The sequence below is a fragment of the Nonomuraea sp. NPDC051191 genome (assembly GCF_044455665.1).
Lineage (GTDB): Bacteria > Actinomycetota > Actinomycetes > Streptosporangiales > Streptosporangiaceae > Nonomuraea.
The window spans coordinates 59,620-78,191 of sequence record NZ_JBITEZ010000012.1 but is presented as its reverse complement, the minus strand read 5'-3'; the positions used below and the strand labels follow the sequence as shown (position 1 = coordinate 78,191).

The window sequence follows — 18,572 nt, the reverse complement described above, 5'->3', positions numbered from 1 at the left end:
GGATCTAATCAGCCTTGTCGGCAGGCGCGTAATCGACCCGGCCGCCTCAGGACGGGACGAGCCGCATGCGGTCGCTGCCGCCGTCGGACAGGAACGACGCCAGCGCCCCTCCCTCCTCGGCCACTGCGGCCCGCTCGGCGGTGGAGAGGCCGCGCAGCGGGGTGACGAGCACGATGTCGTCCTCGACGGTCCAGGTGGCCGAGACCCGGCCGTCGACCAGCACCACCCGGGCGCCGGCGACCGACAGGCCGCGGTGGACGTCGTCGATGATCCGGCCGCGGTCGTCGTAGCCGAGGATCGCGTTGTCGAAGGCCGGCAGGAACCGCACCGGGGCGGACGTGCCGGGGTCGGGGCGCGGCGCGCCGGGCAGGTCCAGCAGTTCCCGGCCGCGCTCGTCCCGGAAGGCGACCAGTTCCTCGCGTACCGCGGCCACGGCCGCCGGCAGGCCCGCCAGGCCGGACCAGGCGCGCAGGTCGGCCGTGGCCGCGGGGCCGTACGCCGCCAGGTAACGCCGTACGAGCGCCTGGCCCACGGGGTCGGAGCCGTCGGCGGACGGCGGGTCGACCTCGCGGCCCAGCCAGGACGACAGCGGCAGGTTGCGCACGGCCGCCCGCTTCCGCCAAAGGCCGCGCGGCGGGAGTTGAGCCATCGGGACCAGCGCGGCGACCAGCATCTCGCCCAGCGCCCGCGGCCCCGGCGCGGGCCAGCGGCCGGCCACCGCCCGCGCCAGCTGCGACATCGAGCGCGGCTCGCCGTCGGCCAGCACCGCCCGTCCCGCCGCCGCGAGCTCGTCGAGGTCGACCCCGGCGAGCTCGCGGCGGTAGACGCCGAGCACCCGCTGGCGCAACATCGCGTCGTGGCGGCCCCGCCAGGCCAGGACGTCGGCGGCGGTGACCAGGTGGACCGTGCGGCGCATCAGGTGGGTGCGCACCACGCCCCGTCCGGTCAGCAGGTCCGACAACGCCGCCGGATCGAAGGCGCGCAACCGCGACCAGAGCCCGGTGAAGGGCTCCTGCGGCTCCTGCGCCTGCAGGCCGCACAGGTGCGCGACGGCGTCGGCGACCGGCAGGGCGGCGCGGTCGAGCAGCAGCTGCCGGGCGAGCGTGGCGCGGTTGAGCGCCCTGGTGCTCAGAACGGTCATCTCTTCTTCCCTCTGGTTCAGGACGCGCCGTGCTCGACGATCCGGGTCACCCCGAACCGGTCCTTCACCATGCCGTGCAGCGGCACCCACTGCGCGGGCCCGAGCGGCCGCACGACGCTCGCGCCCGTGGATCACAACATTGGCGGACATGACCGGCTCCTCGCCGGTTCGGCTCGTGGTCGCCGGGGGCCGTCCGGCTCCCGGTTGCGCCGCCCATGCTGGCAAAGGAAGCGGTCAGTTTGTGGCCTCTATTTGCGGCACCTTGGAGAACATGCAGAAGACCTCGGCACGCCTGCCGGCTCGTCATGGGGTCGTGGTCGTGGCTGGGACTGGCGGCCGCGCTCGGCAGGTTCGACGCCGACATCGAGGTCGTCGGCCCCGCCGAGCTCAAGGACGCCCTCACCCGGCTGGCCCGCCGCTACACCGCCGCCGTCTCCTGACTCGGTTCACTTCTTCGGCAGGCGGGCGACGTCGGAGACCGGGCCGAGGTGGGCGAGCTTGTCGGGGTTGACCACCGAGTGGATCGCCTGGACGACTCCGTCGGCGACGTCCAGCTCGACCACGCCCGCCACCCGTCCCTCGGCGTCGTACATGACCGCGCCCGGGCGGCCGTTGATCCAGGCGATCCGCGCCGAGACGCCGAGCGCGCGGACCCGGCGCAGCCCCGCGACCAGCATCTTCACGACGCGCGACGCCCCGGCCGCCGGTCTGGCCATCGCCTGCGCCTTGCCGCCGCCGTCCCCGTGCAGGACCACGTCGGGCGCGAGCAGGCCGAGCAGCGCGTCCAGGTCGCCGCCGTCGGCCGCGGCGAAGAACCTGCGGGCGAGTTCCTCGCCCTCCGCCCGCCGCGCCAGGGGCCGGGCGCCGTCGCGCGCCTGCCTGCCGGTGGCGATGCGCTGCCTTGCGCGGGTGAGGATCTGCCGGCAGTTCACCTCGGTCTTGCCGGTGATCCTGGCGACGTCCTGGTAGCCGTACCCGAACACCTCGCGCAGCATGAGCACCGCCCGCTCCACCGGCGAGAGGGACTCCAGCAGCACGAGGAACGCCATCGACAACGAGTCGGCCAGCTCGGCGTGCTCGGCCGGCCCGGGCTCGCCGGTGTGCGCGACGACCGGCTCGGGCAACCATTCGCCCACGTACGTCTCCCGTCGCACCCGCGCCGAGCGCAGATGGTCGATGCCCAGCCGCGTCACCGCGGTCGTCAGGTACGCCTTGGGTTCGGTGACCTCGGTGCCCACGTTGCGCGCCCTGGTCAGGCCGAGGAACGCGTCCTGCACGATGTCCTCGGCGTCGCCCACGGACCCGGTCATCCCGTAGGCGATGGAGAACAGCAGCGGACGGTAGCCGGTCACGTCCGGTTCCCGCGCCTCGCCTGCCGGTGTGCCGCGGCTCATCTTCTCGGCCTTCTCGTTCGGGGACGCCTCCATACGGTAGTCGCACGCCGGAACCTCCTCGTGCGGAGGGCGGGTCCGGTGGCGCACGCCGGTCACCACGCGATCGGGCCGAGACGGTCGACGAAGACGCCGGTCGGGCCGTCGGAGCCGGCGGTCGCGAGCTCGACGATCGAGTCGGTGCCCTCGGTGACCGTGAGCCGGCCGGTGTGGTGGTTCATGTCGGTGGCGGCGAACGTGTGGTTGGCGGTCTCGCCGGGGGTGACGGCGTTGAACCGGATGCGGGGGAGCGCCTGGGCGTACCGGACGGTGATCATGTTCAGGGCCGCCTTCGAGGAGCTGTAGGCGAGCTCGTGCAGCTTCGAGACGGGCTGGTCCGGGTCCGTGACGACGGCGAAGGAGCCGGCGGCGCTGGACACCATCACCACCCGCGGGTGCTCGGCGGCCTGGAGCAGGGGCAGGAAGGCGTGGGTGACCCTGATCGGGCCGTAGACGTTGGTGTCGTAGACGGCGTGGATCTCGTCGGCCGTGGCGTCCGCGGGCGGGACGGCGTTCCCCGGCGCGCCGGCGTTGTTGATCAGCACGTCCAGGTGGCCGGTGTGCTCGCCGACGAGCCGGGCGGCCTCGGTCACCGACGCGTCGGAGGTCACGTCCAGGGGGACCATGATCACGTCGATGCCGGCGTCGGCCAGCCGGGCGGCGGCGGCCTTTCCGCGGCCTTCGTCGCGGGAGCCGAGGAAGATCGTCCAGCCGAGCGCGCCGAGGCGGCGAGCGGCTTCCAGGCCGAGGCCCTTGTTGGCGCCGGTGATCAGGGCGGTGGTGCGTTCCGTGTTCGTCATGCGCTCTAAGACGGAACGCCCCCTATGCCTGTGACACTTTGTGATCGACCTCACATGACATGGAGGCCGAGGGCAAGATCGGCGCGCTTTCGGGCGTCGGCGGACCAGTGGGGGGCGTTCCACTGATCCGCGATGGCGGCGGCCCGGGCGAAGTGGGCGGCGGCCTCGTCGGCCCGGCCGAGGAGGAGGGCGAGCTCGCCGAGGGTGTGGGCGACCGGGCGCAGGGCCAGCGACAGGCTCTCAACACCGGCCGGGGGACCGTCGCGGTGGGGGAGCAGGTCCGCGTAGATCTCCGCGGCGGCGTCGCGGTCGTCCAGTGCGACGGTCGCCATCGCGCGCAGGCTCGTCAGGAACGTGAAGAAGAAGTCGGGCCGGATCGGGCCCGGTGACGTGCGTGCCTCGTCGCCGCGGCCGGCGGCGAGGAGGGCGAGCGCGAGCAGGTCGGCGACCATCGGGCCGAGCGCCTCGTGCAGAGCGCGCACGTCGTCCAGGTGGTCGCCGAGCGTGCCGTCGTTCAGCCGGATCACCGCCAGTGCGAGGCCGCGGAAACCGGCGTGCACCGATCCGGCGCGTTCCATGTGTGCGGTGGCCTCGGCGTAGAGGCGCTCGGCGTCGGTGAACCGGCCCTCGACGAGGTCCAGGGTCGCCAGCGCGATCTCGGCGGCGCTGATCGCCTCCGGCATCCGGTAGGCGCGGGCGAGGTCGAGCGCCTCCCCGGTCACGCGGCGCATGGTCGCGGGGTCGTTGGCCGCGGCGGCGTTCGCGGCCTGGTCGAACAGCCCGGTCACCCGGTAGACGGGCAGGTCGTGCTCGACGCCGATCTCCACCAGCTCGCGGGCGTACTCCTCCCGCCTGGTCTCGCCGGCCAGGACCAGGAGCGCCGCGGCCCGGAGGCGGGGATCGGCGGTGAGGTCGAGTGCCTCCCGTGCCGCCGCCAGGACGGTCGGACCGTCCTCGCCCACCAGCTCGTTGGCGTACGCGACGAGCAGCCGGGACCGCACGTCGGGGGCGAGGTCGGTCCGCTTGAGCAGGCGGCTGAGGCGGCCGACGACGGGACGGTCGACCGTGCCGTACGTGCGGGCCTGCCAGGGGGTGGGCTCGGTCCAGGCGGTGAACGCGGCGATCATGAGGTCGTCGCGGCCGATCGACTCGGCGTACTCCACGGCCTGCTCGCGCGTGTCCCTGGCCGCGGCGACGGCCCCGGCCCTGATCTGCGCGCGCAGCAGCCTGCCGAGCAGGCCGACGCGCTCGTCCGGATCGCTGGAGTTGGCGACCGCGTCGGTGAGGAGGGCGGCGGCCACGTCGTGGGCGTAGCGCGCCTCGGCCAGCTCGGCGGCCCGCACGCAGTAGCCGACGGCCTTCGGCGATCCCGCTCGCGCATAGTGATGGGCGAGCGCCGCGACGTCGCCGGTGCCCTCCAGCGCGGCGGCGATCCTGGCGTGCATCCTGGCGGCCCGCAACCGGCTGACGTCGGCGACCAGTGTGTCCCTGACCAGCGCGTGAACGAACCGGACGCGCCCCGGCCCCGGCTCGTCGAGCAACCCGGCGATGACGCCCGCGTCCAGCGCGTCCAGCACGCCGTCCGCGTCGGTGTCGGCGGCCTGCACGAGCACGTCCACCGAGCTTTCCCGGCCGGCCACCGCCGCCAGCCGCAGGACGGACACGCCGCTCTCGGGGAGCCTGGCCAGCCGGCGCCGCAGCACGTCCCGTACGCCCTCGGGGACCTCGGAGAGCGCGACCAGCGCACCCTCGCCGTTCAGCAGCCGCGCGCTCTCCCGCACGTAGAACGGGTTGCCGCCGGTGCGCTCGGCGATCCCCGCCACCGTCGCGTCGTCGGCCTCGCTCTCGGCCCGTACGAGCTCGGCCACCGCTGCGCCGTCGAGCCCGGGCAGCGCGAGGCGCAGCGGCGCGGTGCGGGCGAGCGCACCCAGCGTCTCGGTGAGGTGCTCGCTCTCGTCCTGGCGGTACGCGGCGACGACCAGGATCGGGGCCCGCACGCCGACGCCACCGCCGAGCAGCCCCAGCGTGGTCGTGTCCGCCCAGTGCAGGTCGTCCAGCACGACGGCGACCGGCCGTTGCGCGGCGGCCGCCGCGAGCCAGCCCCACACGGCCCGGCGCAGCCGGAAGCGCCCGGCGGCGGCGTCGCCGTCCACCGGCATGGAGTCGGACAGCAGCGGCGCCAGGTCTTCCGTGAACTCCCCCGGAGGAACGGTCGCGGCGACGGCCCGCAGCGCCTCGACCCACGCCCACGCGGGCGGCGCGCCGTCGACCTCCGGACAGCGCCCGGCGGCGACGAGCCAGCCGTCGCGCTCCAACCGCGCGCCGAGGTGCTCCAGGAGCGTCGACTTGCCCAGCCCCGCCTCCCCGGTGACAAGAGCGACGCGCGCCCCGTCGGCGGCGGCCTCCCCGGCGGCCGAGACCAGCGCGGCGAGCTCGCCCTCCCGCCCCACGAAAGAGGCGGCGCGGTGCGGGGGCTCGGCGTGCGGAGGCTTGGGGGCCGGGAGTGGGGGGACGGCCGTGCGGAGGATGTCGATGCGCTGGGCGAGGATCGCCTCTTCCAGGGCGACCAGGTCGGGGCCGGGGTCGAGACCGAGTTCGTCGGCGAAGGTGGCGCGCGCGCGGCGGAGCGTCGCCAGGGCGTCGGCCTGGCGGGCGCTGCTCCACAGCGCCAGGGCGTGCAGCCGCCAGCCCTCTTCACGCAGGGGTTCGTCGCGGGTGAGACGCTCGGCCTCGGGGACCACCGAGACGGGGTCGCCCGCCCGCAGGCCCGCCGCGACGTGGAGCTCGCGGGCGACCAGGCGCAGCTCGTTCAGGCGGGCGGTCTCGGCGGCGGCCCACGGCTCGTCGGCGACCTCGGCGAACGCGGGTCCCTGCCACAGGCCCAACGCCTCGGCCAGCCGGGCGCGGGCGGCCCGAGGCTCGGTGAGCGTGCGGGCCTCGTCGAGCAGGTCCTCGAAACGCCAGGCGTCCACCGACTCCGGCGGCAGCCGCAGCGCGTAGCCGGGGGCGGCGCTCACCAGGAGGCGGGCCGGGGTTCGGGGCGGGCGGCCGGGTTCCAGCAGCCGGCGCAGGTTGGAGACGTACGCCTGGAGGGAGAGCAGCGCACGGGACGGCGGCTCACCGCGCCAGAGGTCCTCGATCATCCGGTCGACCGACACGACCTGTCCGCGCGCCGCGACCAGGAGGGCCAGGACGCCGCGCTGCCGCGGGCCTCCCAGGGGGACGGGCTCGCCGTTGACCTCGGCGCCGAAAGAGCCCAAAACCCGGATCAAGACCATGACGTGCAACATCCTACGCGCGGGGCGTTCCCAAGCGGTTCCACGTCCCTTCCGAACGCCGGGAGCAGGCTTGACCTGTCGAACCGATAGACCGGCTCACCTGTCCTCAAGGGGGCAGGTGAGCTGCGACGTCGTGTGCATGGGAGGTCGACTTTCCGAATGGCGTTGCACCCCTGTCACGTCGGCTCGTCGTCTGGGCTCATACGGATGAATGAGTGCAACCACATGAGGAGGGAAACATGCAGTTCGTAGAAGCCGACGAAGCGACGATGCGGTCGATGCCGGCCCCTACCAGGAGCTGACCTTCCGCGGCACCTGCTCCTGCGCGGACTACACCATCTACGCCCACCTGTCGTAACCCGTACGCCCGCCGGTCCCTCCGCCGGGCCGGAGTCCCTTGCTGATCCGGGTGCGCAGGGAGTTCAGGGCCTGCCTGAGTTCGGCAGGTTCGATGTCGGTGAGGTCGGCGTCGAAGGTGAGGAGCAGTCCTGCCAGTCCTGGCCATGACCATGCGCCGAGCGTGAGCCGGCACGTGGTTTCGGTGGCGTACTCGACGGTTGATCCGCCGGGGGCGAACCGGGCGACGGTGGAGGCGGGCAGGGCGAGGACGGCTGAGCCGCGGCACGGCCACTCGGCGGCGGCGTCTCCGCGGTCGTGTGCGGTCATGACGAAGGCGACGGGATCGCCGTGCGGGATGTCACGTCGGCCGAAGGGCGTGTGCGTGGGCATGTGTGCCGTGATGCGATCGACGCGCATCGCGCGCCATCGGCCCGCATCGGGGTCGAAGGCGACCAGGTACCAGCGTCCGGCCCACACCACGAGATCGTGCGGCTCCAGCCTCAGCGTGACGGGTTCGCCGTCACCGGTGTAGTCCACGCGAACAAGGTGCCGCCGGTTGATCGCGCCGCCGACGGCACGGACGACCTCGGCGTCGATCGGCGGCGCGGGGAACTCCCAGTAGTTGCGGGCCGAGGAGATGGTGAACGCCTCGGCGTGCAGGCGGCTACGCGCGGGCATCGCCTGGCGCAGCGTGGCCAGAGCACGCGCCGCGTTCTCGCGGATACCGGACAGGACCGCCGGCACGGTCTGGAGCGCGACGGCCGCGGCGACGGCCTGATCCTCATCGAAGACGACCGGCGGCAAGCGGGTGGCGCGACCGAGCCGATACCCTCCCCCCGCGCCGCGGACGGCCTCGATCTCGTACCCGAGTTCCCGGAGCGTATCGATGTCGCGACGTACGGTTCGTACCGACGCTCCGAGCCGGGTGGCGAGTTCCTCGGCGGTCAGGGTCGCGCCGATCCCGAAGATCGACAGCAGCTTGAGCGCCCGCGCGGAGGTAGCAGCCATGATTTGCCGATTCTCTCACCGGTAGCGGTCACTCGATGGCAACTATGCCGACGATGGTGGCCGCCATGACCGCTTCACCGAGCCCTCGAAAGGGCACCTCCGTCACGGAGGCTTCTCCGACACCCATCGTCGGCGCCGGCGCGACCGCGGCGCTGCTGGTGGTGCTCTTCGGCTCCTTCATGGACCTTCTCGACGCCACGATCGTCACCGTCGCTGCACCGGCGGTAGCGCAAGATCTGGGCGCCGGCGACGCTCAGATCCAGTGGACGATCGCCGCCTACACCCTCACCCTGGGCGCGGGCCTGATCACCGGCGGACGGCTCGGCGATCAGTACGGACGCAAACGGCTGTTCATGATCGGGCTGGCCGGGTTCATGGTCACCTCGGCTCTGTGCGCGCTGGCCGTCGATCCGGGCATGCTCATCGGCATGCGGGCCGGGCAGGGACTGACCGCCGGGATCCTCGTCCCGCAGGTGTTCGGGATCATCCGGGCATCGTTCGCGCCGGCCGAGCGCGCCAAGGCGTTCGGCGCCTACGGAGCGGTCCAGGGTCTCGCCTCGGTGGCCGGCCCGCTCCTGGGCGGGCTGCTCGTCGACATCAACCTGTTCGGCCTGGGCTGGCGCACGATCTTCTGGATCAACGTGCCCGTCTCGGTCCTGGCGCTCGTCATCGGCGCGAGGGTCCTGCCGGAGTCCCGCTCCGCCTCGACCGCGCGCCTGGATCTCATGGGCGCGCTGCTCGCGGCCGCGGGCATCCTTCTCCTGCTGCTGCCGATCATCCAGACCGAGACATGGGGACGGACCTGGGCCGGCTACGTGCTCCTCGCGGCTGGAACCAGCCTGCTAGCGATCTTCCTCGTCCACGAGCGCCGACTCGTCGGAAAGGAACCTGTCTTTGACCCGGCTCTGCTGAGAATCCGCGCCTTCGCAGTGGGCCTGGGCGCTTCGGTGCTCTTCTTCGGCGGCATCGGGTCGTACTTTCTCACCCTCTCGGTCTACCTCCAGGAGGGAACCGGCCGAACCGCATGGGAGACCGGCCTGGTGATCCTCCCGTACGCGCTCGGCTCCATCATCACGTCCGGGCTCGGCGTCGCCCTCGCCGCCAGGGCGGGCAGAACGCTCCTGATCATCGGCTCGCTCACCATCGCGGCGTCTCAGCTCGTCCTGTGGTTCATCGTCAAGGACGGCGACGATCCCGGATACTGGCTCCTCGCCCTCGCACTCTTCGTCGGCGGCCTCGGGCTCGGGCTCGCCGCACCCATTCTCGTCAACGTCGTCCTCGCCGGCGTCCCCGGACGCGCCGCGGGCGCCGCGGGCGGGGTGCTCTCCACCGTCAACCAGGTAGGCGGCGCCGTCGGCATCGCCGTGCTCGGCACGATCTTCTTCGCCTCCGTCACCGGTTCGGCCACCGGAGCACCGGCGCTGCCCGACTACAGTCACGCGTTCGGCATCGTCCTGGTCGTCTCCGCCGCGCTGTACCTGATCACGGCGCTCGTGATGCTCGCCCTCCCGAAAGCCGCGATCGAGCACGCCGAGTAGAGCGGCACCGTCCACCTGCTGCCTCGTCTGCTCCGACTGCCGGACGGCGGCACGTACGGTCCGCTGTTCCTGTCCGCTGGTCATCAACTCCTGGCGCGGCGACGACGACACGCCGGAGGCACCGTACGTCTGAGTGGTCGGCCGGATGTGGGGCGCATGCCCGGCAGGCGTCCAGAGCCACGGCGTTGACCTGCGGCGCCGGGGTTCTGGACGTCGCGGGACGCCGTACGGACGCCCCTTCACCTTGCCAGTGCACGCTCACGGTCAATTTCTGTATTTGAATTTCCAGAAATTAGAAAATGTTAGGGTGTCGCCGTGACTGCGGAGGTCGGCGTGGTGACGCCTTGCAAGCATTGTGGAGCTCCCGTCGAGCAGCGGCCGGGCAGAGGGCGGCCCAAGTCGTACTGTCCGGAGAAGGGATGCCAGGCGGCGGCCAAGCGGGAGCGCGAGCTGCGGCGGGCGACCCCGGGGCTGGAAGGCGCGCTGGCCAGGGCCGAGCAGTTGTACGACAGGATGGAGAGCGGCCTCGTCGCGGCCATCGAGCCGCTGGCCAAGGCCCTGGCCGACGAGCTGAGCCCGGCCGGGGTCGAGGCCAAGCTCAGCGCCGTCCAGGCCGAGGCCCACACACGTGTGGCGATCGCCCGCACCGAACGCGAACAGGCCTTCGAGCAGGTACGCCTCGCCCGCGAGGCCACCGAGCACGCCCGCCGCCAGACCGCCGAGATGCGAGAGCGGCTGGAGGAGGCCGAGAACGAGCGTGAGACGGCCCTCCAGGACGCCGAACGCGCCCGCGAGCAGGCCCTGGCCGCGTTGCGCGAGGCGGCCAGCACCGAACGCCAGGCGTTGCAGACCGCCGAGAAGGCGATCCGGCGGGCCGAGCAGGCCGAACGGCGGGTGAAGGAGACCTCGCGCCAGGCGGAGCTGACCGAGCAGACCAGGGATCAGGTCGTTCAGGAGCTGGCCGAGCAGGTGGAGGCGGCCGAGGAGCGGGCCGGGGAGGCGCGGGCGCAGGCCGTACAGGCGGGGGCGGAGGCCGACCGGGCGCGGGAGGAGAGAGATCACGCCCGCGAGGAGACGGCGGCGGCCGGGCGGGCGCGCGAGCTGGCCGAGCGTGCGGTGATCGCGGCCCGGGCCCGGGAGGAGGCGGCCGCGCAGGAGCGGGAGCGAGCCGTGGCGCGGGCCGAACGCGCCGAACGCGCCGCCGCCGAGGCCGAGCGGGACGGGGCGGTCGCGCTGCGGGAGGCCGCCCAGGCCGCGACCGAGGCGGGCGAGCTGGCCCTGAAGCTGGCGGCGGCCGAGCAGGACGCCGCCACGGCGCTGGCCAAGGAGCGCAAGCAGCACGCGCGGGAGAAGGCGCGGGCCACGGCGGCGGTCAAGGAACGCGATCAGCTGCTGGCGGAGTTGCGGCTGGAACGTGTACGGCTGGCGGACGTGCGGGCCGAGCTGGAGGCGACACGCGCGGAGGCCGCCCGCCTCCGGGAACGAGCGGTCGCCGCCGAACTGCGGGCGCAGGGACCCGCCCAGCCCCCCGAGCCCGTGTCCGACCATGCGCCGTGAACCGGGGAGCCCAGGGAGTGAGCACAGGTGACACGGCACCCGGATGCCCTCGCTCGGGGCAGATCCAGGGCTCCTCGTCGGTGCCGGTGGAGACTGCGTGCGGGTGCCACCGGAACACGGCAGAGACGGGCCGCGGAGAGAGGTTCGGCCGGGTCAGCCTCGACCGTGGGGATCGCGACGGGCTTGCCGGCGGGTGCGGCAGGTGGCGTGGGGCGCGTCAGGTGTTCGGGTCCGGCTGCAGGTTGGCCAGGCGGCGGGCCAGCTCGTCCCGCTCGCGGGTGACCTGGGCGAGCTCATGCTGCAACTCCAGGATGAGGCGGATGGCGGGCAGGGTCATGCCCTGGTCCTTCATGACGACCACTTGCTGGATGCGGTTGATCTCGCGGCGGCTGTAGCGGCGTTGCCCGCCGGTGGAGCGCTGCGGGGACACCAGCTGCTGGTCGTCGATACGGCGCAGGAAGGCCTGCTGCACCTGAAGCATCGCCGCGACCTGGCCGACGGTGAACAGGGGCGCGTACTCGTCATCGAGGGAAAAGCTCATCCAGGGGGGCTCCCTTCTCCCGGGAGTAGTGATGCCGGCGGGCGCGCACCCGCCCCGGCGCTTGTGCTCTGCGCCGCCGGGGGCGGTTCGCGCCCGCCGTAGCGTTCGGACGCTCCTGCGGAGTGTGGTCCCCCTGGGTGGTCAGCGCTTGATCGCCTTGTGAATGTCGCCGCCATGGTGGATGGCCACCTTGCGCGGCTTGGCGCGCTCGAGCACCGGGATGCGCACGACCAGCACGCCGTTGGAGTAGGCGGCGTCGATCGCGTCGGCGTCCAGGTGCTCGGACAGGTAGACGCGGCGGGTGAACGTACCCATCACCCGTTCGCGGACGAACACTCGCTCGTCCTCGCCGTATTCCTCCTCGCGGCGCGCCGACACCGACAGCACCCCGCGGTCGACGGTCACTTCGATGGAATCGGGGTCGATGCCGGGCAGATCGAAGCGCAGCACCACATCGTCGGCGCGGCGGATCCCGTCCATCGGCATGACCGCGCCGCCGCTCTGTGCGGCGGCCTCGCGGGCCAGCCGGTCGAACTGACGCTCGAACTCCTGCACGAACGGGTCGATCGACGTCAGCAGCATCATCGTCACCTCCGAAGACCCCCGAGCCGCCTTCCCGGCCCGGGCTTCCTGTCCCTTCCCTTTGAGGGAACCTCTCGTTCGGATTATAAGAATCTGCAGGCCCGGGTTGTCAAGAATGCAGATAACCCCAGCTCGAAGCAGGCAAACGGCAGCATCACCAACGGTCTCGTGGAGTCAGGGATGAAGGCAGTCCGTCCGACGGCGGGTCCGTCCGGCAGGAAGGCGGAGGAAGCGGGCAGCACGGGAGCCGCTCCGTTTGTTGATCAGGCTGGATGCTGCGGGCTCGCTCCCTGGGCGTGCCCGTAGAAAGGGCGCGTCACCGGTGCGTCTGCACGGGGTGCGGAAGATCAGTCTCGAGGCGCGGGCGCCTGGAGCGGGGCCCAAGCTCCGCCCGGCGCCGCCCGCTGCGCCGGCCCCCCTCCGCGGAGGGGCTGGTCGTCAGATTGGCTGTGGGCGGCCGAACAGCAGGTCGTAGCCGGGCGGGAGCTGCAGCAGGATCCGCTTCATCAGGTCCTCGCCCGCGGTGTCGGCCACGACGCTGAGCACGGCGCTGACGTCCCACGTCGCGGTCTTCTCCGTGGAACCCTCGATCCAGGCCGCGGTCGCCCGGACGAACCGCTCGGGCGTCAGCGGTTCGTAGGCCGGCAGAGGGTTGAGCAGGACCTGCGCCAGCGTCTCGGGGAGCCAGGCGGCCAGCTCATTGCGCACCTCGCCCACCAGGTGCGCGCCCAGCAGGGCCAGGACGACGCGGGATGCCTGCTCCGCCTCCTCCCGCGAGGGGTATTCGCCGCGCTCCTGGGTCGCGGCCAAGAACGCGTCCCACCGCATCCGCATGATGCCCCTTCCTGTCCGACAGCCGCCGCAGCGGCGGGCCTGTCACACGGGATGGGAGCCCCCATCCCCGGTTCCGGCCCGTCACGGCTGACCGGCACAAGCCCGCACAGTAACCGCCAAGCCATCACCCAAGTCCGATACGTCCCCGTCACCGGTGACCGCTAACCGCTACCGACCACATCACCCTGCCCACCGCGGCCGGCGACGTCCTCCGCCGGGCCCGCGCTGACCCGGAACCTGAGGCCGCGGTCGTCCTCGACACCTACCACGCGGCAGTGCACCACAGCTGACCGGCAGCCGATCACGGAGCGAACAGGACCCGGGATTCGAGATCGAGACGGGTGGTGGGCTCGGCCGCAGGCGGGAACGGCTGGCCCTGATCGGCGTCCGCCACCGAACCGAGGCGGCGAACCACGTCCGTCAGAGCCTCTGAGCTACGGAGTGAGGGGACGTGGCGACGCCCCGCCAGTGCTTCCGGGCGTGCGGTTGCCTTGCCGGCCGGTGCCGGGGGTGGGGGACAGCGCGGCGGACGTCCCGTCGATGAGCACGCGCAGGCCGTGTTCGAACGCCTTCTCGCCGACCGGCCCGCCGCCCTCGCGCAGGGCGGCCAGCAGCATGGCCGGCACCTGCTCCAGGGACCCCGGCGTCGGCGCCGCAGCCTGCTCCTGGAGGACGAATCCGTTCACGTAGTAAGTCAGGGAGGCGATCGTGTGCAGCGCCAGGGCCGGTGTGAAGCCGCGTTCGACCATGGCCGTCAGCTCCTGATCGAACAGGGCCACGGTCTCGGTGCTCAGTGAGCGGGCGTGGGCGACCACGCGTGCGCCGTCGCGCCGGGCCAGCAGCGTGGCGCGGTACGCCCGCGCGCGGCGCAGGAGCCAGTCCTGCCAGGACTCGTCGTCACGGGGCGGCCCCATGCCCGGAGCCCGGCAGATCGCGTCGGCCATCCCGTCGAGCAGTTCCTGCTTGGTGCGGATGTGCCAGTACAGCGCGGGGGACCGGACGCCGAGCTCCGCGGCGAGCCGCCGCACCGTGAGCCCTTCCAGCCCCACCTCGTCCAGCAGGCGAAGTGCGGTGTCGATCAGTGTCTGCTTGGTCAGGCCGGGCCTCTTGTCGTCGGGCATGCGCGTAGCTTAGCGTTGCTAAGTGACGTCCTTAGCAATGCTAAGCGAGGAGGCGCGGTGGGTGTTCACGACGAGGGGCAGGGGCCGCCGATCGTGATGGTCCATCCGGGGCTGTCCGACGGGAGGCGATGCGGGAAGGTGGCCGCGCTCCTGTCCGGCCGCTACCGGGTGCTGCGACCGGACCGCCTGCAGTACCGGCCGGAGCGCGGCGCGCCCGTCCAGGTGGAGCAGGAGGTCGAGGACCTGCTGGCGCTCGTACGGTCCGCCGGGGGGCCGGTGGTTCTCTACGGCCACTCCTCCGGCGCGGTGGTCGCGCTGGAGGCCCTGGTGGCCTCGCCGTCCTCGTTCGCCGGTGCTGTGATCTTCGAGCCGCCCGCGGTGATCGGGCCGCCGCTGTCGGGGGAGGGCGGCGTGGTGCTCCGGCGGGCTCGCGCGGCGATGGCGTCGGGCAGGCCGGGCAAGGCGTTGACGGTCTTCCTGCGGGGCACCATCGGCCTGCCGGGCCGGCAGGCGTGGCTCGGCGGCGCGATCACGGCCCTCATCCCGCACTACCGCCGTCTGATCCCCAGGCAGCTCGACGACCTGGAGGCGATGGACCGGCTGGGCGTGCGCCTCGACGCCTACGCCGCGATCGAGGTCCCCACGGTCCTGCTCGGCGGCGAGCTCAGCCCGGCGCACCTGGCCGAGCGGCTGGACGCCATCCAGCGCGTGATGCCGCGCGCCGAGCGGGTGGTGCTGTCCGGATGTGATCACGGGGCCGACCTCGAGAAGCCGGCCGAGGTGGCCCGCGTCATCCGGGAGCTGGCCGAGAAGGTGATCGTCGACTGAGCCCGCCCCCGAGGGGCGGGGCGCCGAATTCGATGTTGCCGACGGATCTCAGCCGCACGACACTTGGGCCATGCGGCCGGAGACCAAGGCGGCCGTACCGCAGGGACTCCGATTCACCGCGGCGCCTGAGTAGGGGCTACTCAGGCGCAGGGGCTCCTGGGTGGTCACACTCTGTGGGAACGGAGGTGGATCATGCGGTACCGGCTCGACCCCGCGGCCGAGGCCGAAGCGGCGCGCGGCAACCTGCTCGGCGGCCTCTGCACCGGAGGCGTGGCCTCGCTGGCCCACGCCTACAGGAGCGGCTGGGGCCCCGAGCTGAACGTCTACGTGGAGATTCCCCGCGACTCCGCCCTGTTCCCCCTGCTGTCCGCCGGCGCCGGCGTGGCCTGCGCGCTGTTCACCGTCGCGCTGGTCGTGCGGGTGGCCCGCCTGCGGATCGCGCTGTCGCAGCGACGGCAGGCGCACGATCCGGTCAAGGCGCTGCTGCTGCCGCCCTCGGCCGAGCACGGCGCCGCCCTGCGAAGGTCGAGACCGGGCCGGGCCACGCTGGGCAACGTCCTGGGGCTGGTCCTGGCGTGGGTGGCCATCCCGCTGGCGATGGTGGGACTGGGCATCCTGCTCACGCCCGAGCGGATGGGACAGCGCGAGGAGGACGCGACCCTGTTCGCCTCCGTGGCCACCGGGGTGGGGCTGGTCGTGCTGATCGTGGTGGGCGTCGACGTCACGCGGCGGCGGCTGCTGGCCTGGCAGGTGCGCAAGCTCTCGCAGGACCCGGCGTTCGCCGAGCTGATGCCGCCCGCCACCGCCGCCCTGTCCCGCTACCGCGCGCCGGTCGTCCCCGAGCTGAGGATCACCAACTACGCGCCGCCCGGCGACGTCATCTTCGGCCTGCCCAAGGTCAGCGCCACCCGCAACGTCTTCGGCCTGCCGCCGCTGAACATCGCCTACTTCCGGCTGTTCGAGAACGAGCTGCGGATGCGCGACTTCGTCAAGGGGGCCTTCCGCCGCTGGGGGTATGTGCACCTGCTGCGCAGCGCCGCCTCCGTGCGCCGGTCCGACCTGGTGCGGATGCGCCGCGCCGGGACGCTCGGGAGCCTGTTCGTCGCCTCCGACCAGCGCATGCGGCGCGAACTCGACGCGCGCTCCTTCGAGCCGCTGCGGCGCGGGTTCCACCTCATCAGGGACGTCGGTGGCAGAGCCCTGCCCGTCTGGGACTTCAAGGGCGGCTATCCCATGTCCGCCTTCCTGTGCCACGGCGCCTACTGGAAACGCGCCGTCGACACCCTCCTGGATCTGGCCGACCTCGTCGTCATCGACCTGTCGGGCTTCCAGAAGGAGAACATCGGCACCGGCTACGAGCTGCAGCGCGTCATCGACCGTTACCCCGTCCACCGCGTCGTCGTCCTGGCCGACACCGGCAGCGACACCGGCTACCTGACCACGCACGTCAGGCACGCGTGGTCGAGGATGGCGCCCGGCTCGCCCAACGCCGGCCACGGCACCAGGACCCTGCTGATCGGCCAGGTCCCGGTCGGCGGCCACAGAGCCACGTACCACATCCTGTCCCATGCGCAGAAACGACTGAGGTGATCGATGGTGACCGCCCCGCGTGCCGAGCTGTCCACGCCGTCCGCCCCCGGCGACGACCTGGCTCCGGTGATCGAGCTCTACAAGCTCGCGGTGGAGATGGCCGACCGGGTCTCGGCCCGGCGCACCCTGGCCAACGCCTTCTTCCTGTCCATCCAGAGCGCGTTGCTGTCGGTCTCGGCGTTGTCGCTGTTCACCGGCGCGCGATCGCTGCCGGTCTCGATGGTGTTCGCGCTGGTCGGGGTGGTGCTGTCGGGCACGTGGTGGGTGCAGTTGCGCAGCTACCGCGATCTCAACCGGGCCAAGTTCGCCGTCATCAACGAGATCGAGCTGCAGCTTCCCGTGCAGCCGTTCGGGAAGGAGTGGCAGGCGCTGCTGGCCAGCCGTACGGGGCCGTGGCGCGGACGCTACGCCGACCTGGGCAGCACCGAGCGGATCGTGCCCGGCCTGTTCGTGATGCTGCATCTGCTCCTGCTGGCAGGCAGACTCTTGGCATGAACTATCTGGACGCCGACGCGCGCCTGATCCGCAGCCTGCTGCCCGCCGAGGCCGCGCCGCCGGACGACGCCGCCGAGCTGTTCGTCCTGTACGCGGTGCTGCTGCGGGCCAAGGGCGAGCAGGTGAGCGCCGAGGACGTCCACGATGCCTGGTCGGCGTGGATGAGCACCCGCGATCCCGGCCATCCGGCGCTCGTCCCCTTCTCGGACCTGCCGCTCTCGACCCGGGCGGCCGACGAGCCGTACGCCGTGGCCATCCGCGCGGCCGCCGCCCAGCGCCTGCGGTGACGCCGTCCGCCGAGGTCAGCGGAGTCAGCGGAGTCAGCGGAGGGGGCGGAAGAAGGTCCTGACGTCCTCGACGAGCAGGTCGGGGGCCTCCATCGCGGCGAAGTGGCCGCCCCGGTCGAACTGCGACCAGTGCACCACGTTGTGCTCGCGCTCGGCGATCCGCCGCACTCCGGCGTCCCCGGGGAAGACGGCGACGCCGTGCGGCAGCCCGGAGTACTCGGCCACCGCGCCCCAGCCCTTCTGCCCCTCCTTGTACAGGCGGGCGGCGGAGGCGGCGGTTCGGGTGAACCAGTAGATGCTCACGTCGGTGAGCATCTGGTCGAGGTCGACCGCGTCCTCGGGCAGCTCGCGGGCGGGGTCGGTCCATTCCTTGAACTTCTCCACGATCCACGCCAGCTGGGCGGCGGGGGAGTCGTGCAGGCCGAACGCGAGGGTCTGCGGCCGGGTCGCCTGGAGGATGGCGTAACCAGCCCGGTCCTGGTCCTGGTACTGGCCCAGACGGGCGAGCTCGTCAGGGGTGAGCCCCTGGAACTCGGCCGGGTCGCCGGAAGGGAATCCGAGCGCGCCGTTGACGTGCACGCCGACGACGTTCCCTGGCGCGGCGCGGCCGAGCATCGGCGAGATCACCGAGCCGCTGTCGCCGCCCTGCGCGCCGTAGCGGTGGTAGCCGAGCCGGTCCATCAGCACCGCCCAGGCCCGCGCGACCCGTTCCAGGTCCCAGCCGGTCTCGGTGGTGGGGCCGGAGAAGCCGAACCCGGGGATCGACGGGACGACGACGTGGAAGGCGTCGGACGGGTCGCCGCCGTGCGCCGCCGGGTCGGCGAGCGGGCCGATGACGTCCATGAACTCGGCGACCGAGCCCGGCCAGCCGTGCGTGACGATCAACGGCAGCGCGCCGGGCTCGGGCGAGCGGACGTGCAGGAAGTGCACGTTCTGGCCGTCGATGTGGGTGGTGAACTGGTCGAAGGCGTTCAGCCGCTCCTCGGCGGCCCGCCAGTCGTACGTGGTGCGCCAGTACTCGGCCAGCTTCCTGGCATGCCCGACCGGGACGCCGTAGGACCAGCCCACGCCGGGCAGCTCGTCCGGCCAGCGGGTCGCCGCCAGGCGGGCGCGCAGGTCGTCGAGCTCGGCCTGCGGGACGTCGATGCGGAAGGGGTGAATGCGCGGGTCGTCGTTCATGTCCTGCACGTTAGGGGCCGGTTA

At 72.6% G+C, this 18,572-nt stretch carries 17 protein-coding genes; 7 read left to right on the top strand and 10 right to left on the bottom strand.

The window, feature by feature from the left end:
- Nucleotides 1-46 precede the first annotated feature (46 nt).
- Nucleotides 47-1,141: a winged helix DNA-binding domain-containing protein gene (locus tag ACIA8R_RS32275; protein WP_397041781.1), complete on the bottom strand. Its 1,095-nt coding sequence runs from the start codon at nt 1,139-1,141 to the stop codon at nt 47-49.
- 305 nt (nt 1,142-1,446) lie between these two features.
- On the opposite strand from ACIA8R_RS32275, the gene ACIA8R_RS32270 reads away from it, so the two are divergent.
- Nucleotides 1,447-1,581, top strand: coding sequence for a hypothetical protein (locus ACIA8R_RS32270; RefSeq protein WP_397041780.1), 135 nt, complete (start codon nt 1,447-1,449; stop codon nt 1,579-1,581).
- Between the two features lie 6 nt (nt 1,582-1,587).
- On the opposite strand, the gene ACIA8R_RS32265 is transcribed toward ACIA8R_RS32270, so the two are convergent.
- From ACIA8R_RS32265 to ACIA8R_RS32250, 4 genes are all read right to left on the bottom strand, one after another.
- Nucleotides 1,588-2,622: an RNA polymerase sigma-70 factor gene (locus ACIA8R_RS32265; RefSeq protein ID WP_397041779.1), complete on the bottom strand. Its 1,035-nt coding sequence runs from the start codon at nt 2,620-2,622 to the stop codon at nt 1,588-1,590.
- A gap of 5 nt (nt 2,623-2,627) precedes the next feature.
- On the bottom strand, nt 2,628-3,371 hold the full coding sequence (locus ACIA8R_RS32260) for an SDR family NAD(P)-dependent oxidoreductase (RefSeq protein WP_397041778.1): 744 nt from the start codon (nt 3,369-3,371) through the stop codon (nt 2,628-2,630).
- Nucleotides 3,372-3,421: 50 nt separating this feature from the next.
- Nucleotides 3,422-6,649, bottom strand: a complete 3,228-nt coding sequence (locus tag ACIA8R_RS32255) for a BTAD domain-containing putative transcriptional regulator (protein WP_397041777.1) — start codon at nt 6,647-6,649, stop codon at nt 3,422-3,424.
- Nucleotides 6,650-6,988: 339 nt separating this feature from the next.
- Nucleotides 6,989-7,996, bottom strand: coding sequence for a helix-turn-helix transcriptional regulator (locus ACIA8R_RS32250; protein ID WP_397041776.1), 1,008 nt, complete (start codon nt 7,994-7,996; stop codon nt 6,989-6,991).
- Nucleotides 7,997-8,061: 65 nt separating this feature from the next.
- Here ACIA8R_RS32250 and ACIA8R_RS32245 point away from each other — a divergent pair, with 65 nt between their 5' ends.
- Nucleotides 8,062-9,534 (top strand): MFS transporter, encoded by a 1,473-nt coding sequence (locus ACIA8R_RS32245; RefSeq protein ID WP_397041775.1) that lies wholly within the window; start codon nt 8,062-8,064, stop codon nt 9,532-9,534.
- Between the two features lie 315 nt (nt 9,535-9,849).
- A complete protein-coding gene (locus tag ACIA8R_RS32240; RefSeq protein ID WP_397041774.1) occupies nt 9,850-11,091 on the top strand; it encodes a hypothetical protein in 1,242 nt (413 codons plus the stop codon).
- Between the two features lie 217 nt (nt 11,092-11,308).
- Here ACIA8R_RS32240 and ACIA8R_RS32235 read toward each other — a convergent pair whose 3' ends face one another.
- The 4 genes from ACIA8R_RS32235 to ACIA8R_RS32220 form a co-directional block, all read right to left on the bottom strand.
- Complete coding sequence (locus tag ACIA8R_RS32235; protein WP_357699522.1) at nt 11,309-11,632, bottom strand: MerR family transcriptional regulator; 324 nt, start codon at nt 11,630-11,632, stop codon at nt 11,309-11,311.
- A 141-nt stretch (nt 11,633-11,773) separates the two neighbouring features.
- Nucleotides 11,774-12,217, bottom strand: a complete 444-nt coding sequence (locus tag ACIA8R_RS32230) for an Hsp20/alpha crystallin family protein (protein WP_357699524.1) — start codon at nt 12,215-12,217, stop codon at nt 11,774-11,776.
- Nucleotides 12,218-12,652: 435 nt separating this feature from the next.
- Nucleotides 12,653-13,048 (bottom strand): DUF2267 domain-containing protein, encoded by a 396-nt coding sequence (locus ACIA8R_RS32225; RefSeq protein WP_364091879.1) that lies wholly within the window; start codon nt 13,046-13,048, stop codon nt 12,653-12,655.
- Between the two features lie 434 nt (nt 13,049-13,482).
- Nucleotides 13,483-14,169: a TetR/AcrR family transcriptional regulator C-terminal domain-containing protein gene (locus tag ACIA8R_RS32220; protein WP_397041773.1), complete on the bottom strand. Its 687-nt coding sequence runs from the start codon at nt 14,167-14,169 to the stop codon at nt 13,483-13,485.
- 57 nt (nt 14,170-14,226) lie between these two features.
- On the opposite strand from ACIA8R_RS32220, the gene ACIA8R_RS32215 reads away from it, so the two are divergent.
- From ACIA8R_RS32215 to ACIA8R_RS32200, 4 genes are all read left to right on the top strand, one after another.
- Nucleotides 14,227-14,997 (top strand): alpha/beta fold hydrolase, encoded by a 771-nt coding sequence (locus tag ACIA8R_RS32215; protein WP_397041772.1) that lies wholly within the window; start codon nt 14,227-14,229, stop codon nt 14,995-14,997.
- A gap of 192 nt (nt 14,998-15,189) precedes the next feature.
- Nucleotides 15,190-16,587 (top strand): hypothetical protein, encoded by a 1,398-nt coding sequence (locus ACIA8R_RS32210; protein WP_397041771.1) that lies wholly within the window; start codon nt 15,190-15,192, stop codon nt 16,585-16,587.
- Between the two features lie 3 nt (nt 16,588-16,590).
- Nucleotides 16,591-17,082: a hypothetical protein gene (locus tag ACIA8R_RS32205; RefSeq protein ID WP_357699537.1), complete on the top strand. Its 492-nt coding sequence runs from the start codon at nt 16,591-16,593 to the stop codon at nt 17,080-17,082.
- On the top strand, nt 17,079-17,369 hold the full coding sequence (locus ACIA8R_RS32200; RefSeq protein ID WP_357699539.1) for a hypothetical protein: 291 nt from the start codon (nt 17,079-17,081) through the stop codon (nt 17,367-17,369). The genes ACIA8R_RS32205 and ACIA8R_RS32200 overlap by 4 nt, the downstream gene beginning before the upstream one ends.
- A gap of 33 nt (nt 17,370-17,402) precedes the next feature.
- Here ACIA8R_RS32200 and ACIA8R_RS32195 read toward each other — a convergent pair whose 3' ends face one another.
- A complete protein-coding gene (locus ACIA8R_RS32195; RefSeq protein WP_364091889.1) occupies nt 17,403-18,548 on the bottom strand; it encodes an epoxide hydrolase family protein in 1,146 nt (381 codons plus the stop codon).
- Nucleotides 18,549-18,572: the final 24 nt, after the last annotated feature.

Bases quoted from the DNA above. Each gene is read 5' to 3' on its own strand.
- ACIA8R_RS32275 (WP_397041781.1), bottom strand. From the start codon at position 1,141: ATGACCGTTCTGAGCACCAGGGCGCTCAACCGCGCCACGCTCGCCCGG.
- ACIA8R_RS32270 (WP_397041780.1), top strand. From the start codon at position 1,447: ATGGGGTCGTGGTCGTGGCTGGGACTGGCGGCCGCGCTCGGCAGGTTC.
- ACIA8R_RS32260 (WP_397041778.1), bottom strand. From the start codon at position 3,371: ATGACGAACACGGAACGCACCACCGCCCTGATCACCGGCGCCAACAAG.
- ACIA8R_RS32255 (WP_397041777.1), bottom strand. From the start codon at position 6,649: ATGGTCTTGATCCGGGTTTTGGGCTCTTTCGGCGCCGAGGTCAACGGC.
- ACIA8R_RS32250 (WP_397041776.1), bottom strand. From the start codon at position 7,996: ATGGCTGCTACCTCCGCGCGGGCGCTCAAGCTGCTGTCGATCTTCGGG.
- ACIA8R_RS32245 (WP_397041775.1), top strand. From the start codon at position 8,062: ATGACCGCTTCACCGAGCCCTCGAAAGGGCACCTCCGTCACGGAGGCT.
- ACIA8R_RS32235 (WP_357699522.1), bottom strand. From the start codon at position 11,632: ATGAGCTTTTCCCTCGATGACGAGTACGCGCCCCTGTTCACCGTCGGC.
- ACIA8R_RS32230 (WP_357699524.1), bottom strand. From the start codon at position 12,217: ATGATGCTGCTGACGTCGATCGACCCGTTCGTGCAGGAGTTCGAGCGT.
- ACIA8R_RS32225 (WP_364091879.1), bottom strand. From the start codon at position 13,048: ATGCGGATGCGGTGGGACGCGTTCTTGGCCGCGACCCAGGAGCGCGGC.
- ACIA8R_RS32220 (WP_397041773.1), bottom strand. From the start codon at position 14,169: ATGCCCGACGACAAGAGGCCCGGCCTGACCAAGCAGACACTGATCGAC.
- ACIA8R_RS32210 (WP_397041771.1), top strand. From the start codon at position 15,190: ATGCGGTACCGGCTCGACCCCGCGGCCGAGGCCGAAGCGGCGCGCGGC.
- ACIA8R_RS32205 (WP_357699537.1), top strand. From the start codon at position 16,591: ATGGTGACCGCCCCGCGTGCCGAGCTGTCCACGCCGTCCGCCCCCGGC.
- ACIA8R_RS32200 (WP_357699539.1), top strand. From the start codon at position 17,079: ATGAACTATCTGGACGCCGACGCGCGCCTGATCCGCAGCCTGCTGCCC.
- ACIA8R_RS32195 (WP_364091889.1), bottom strand. From the start codon at position 18,548: ATGAACGACGACCCGCGCATTCACCCCTTCCGCATCGACGTCCCGCAG.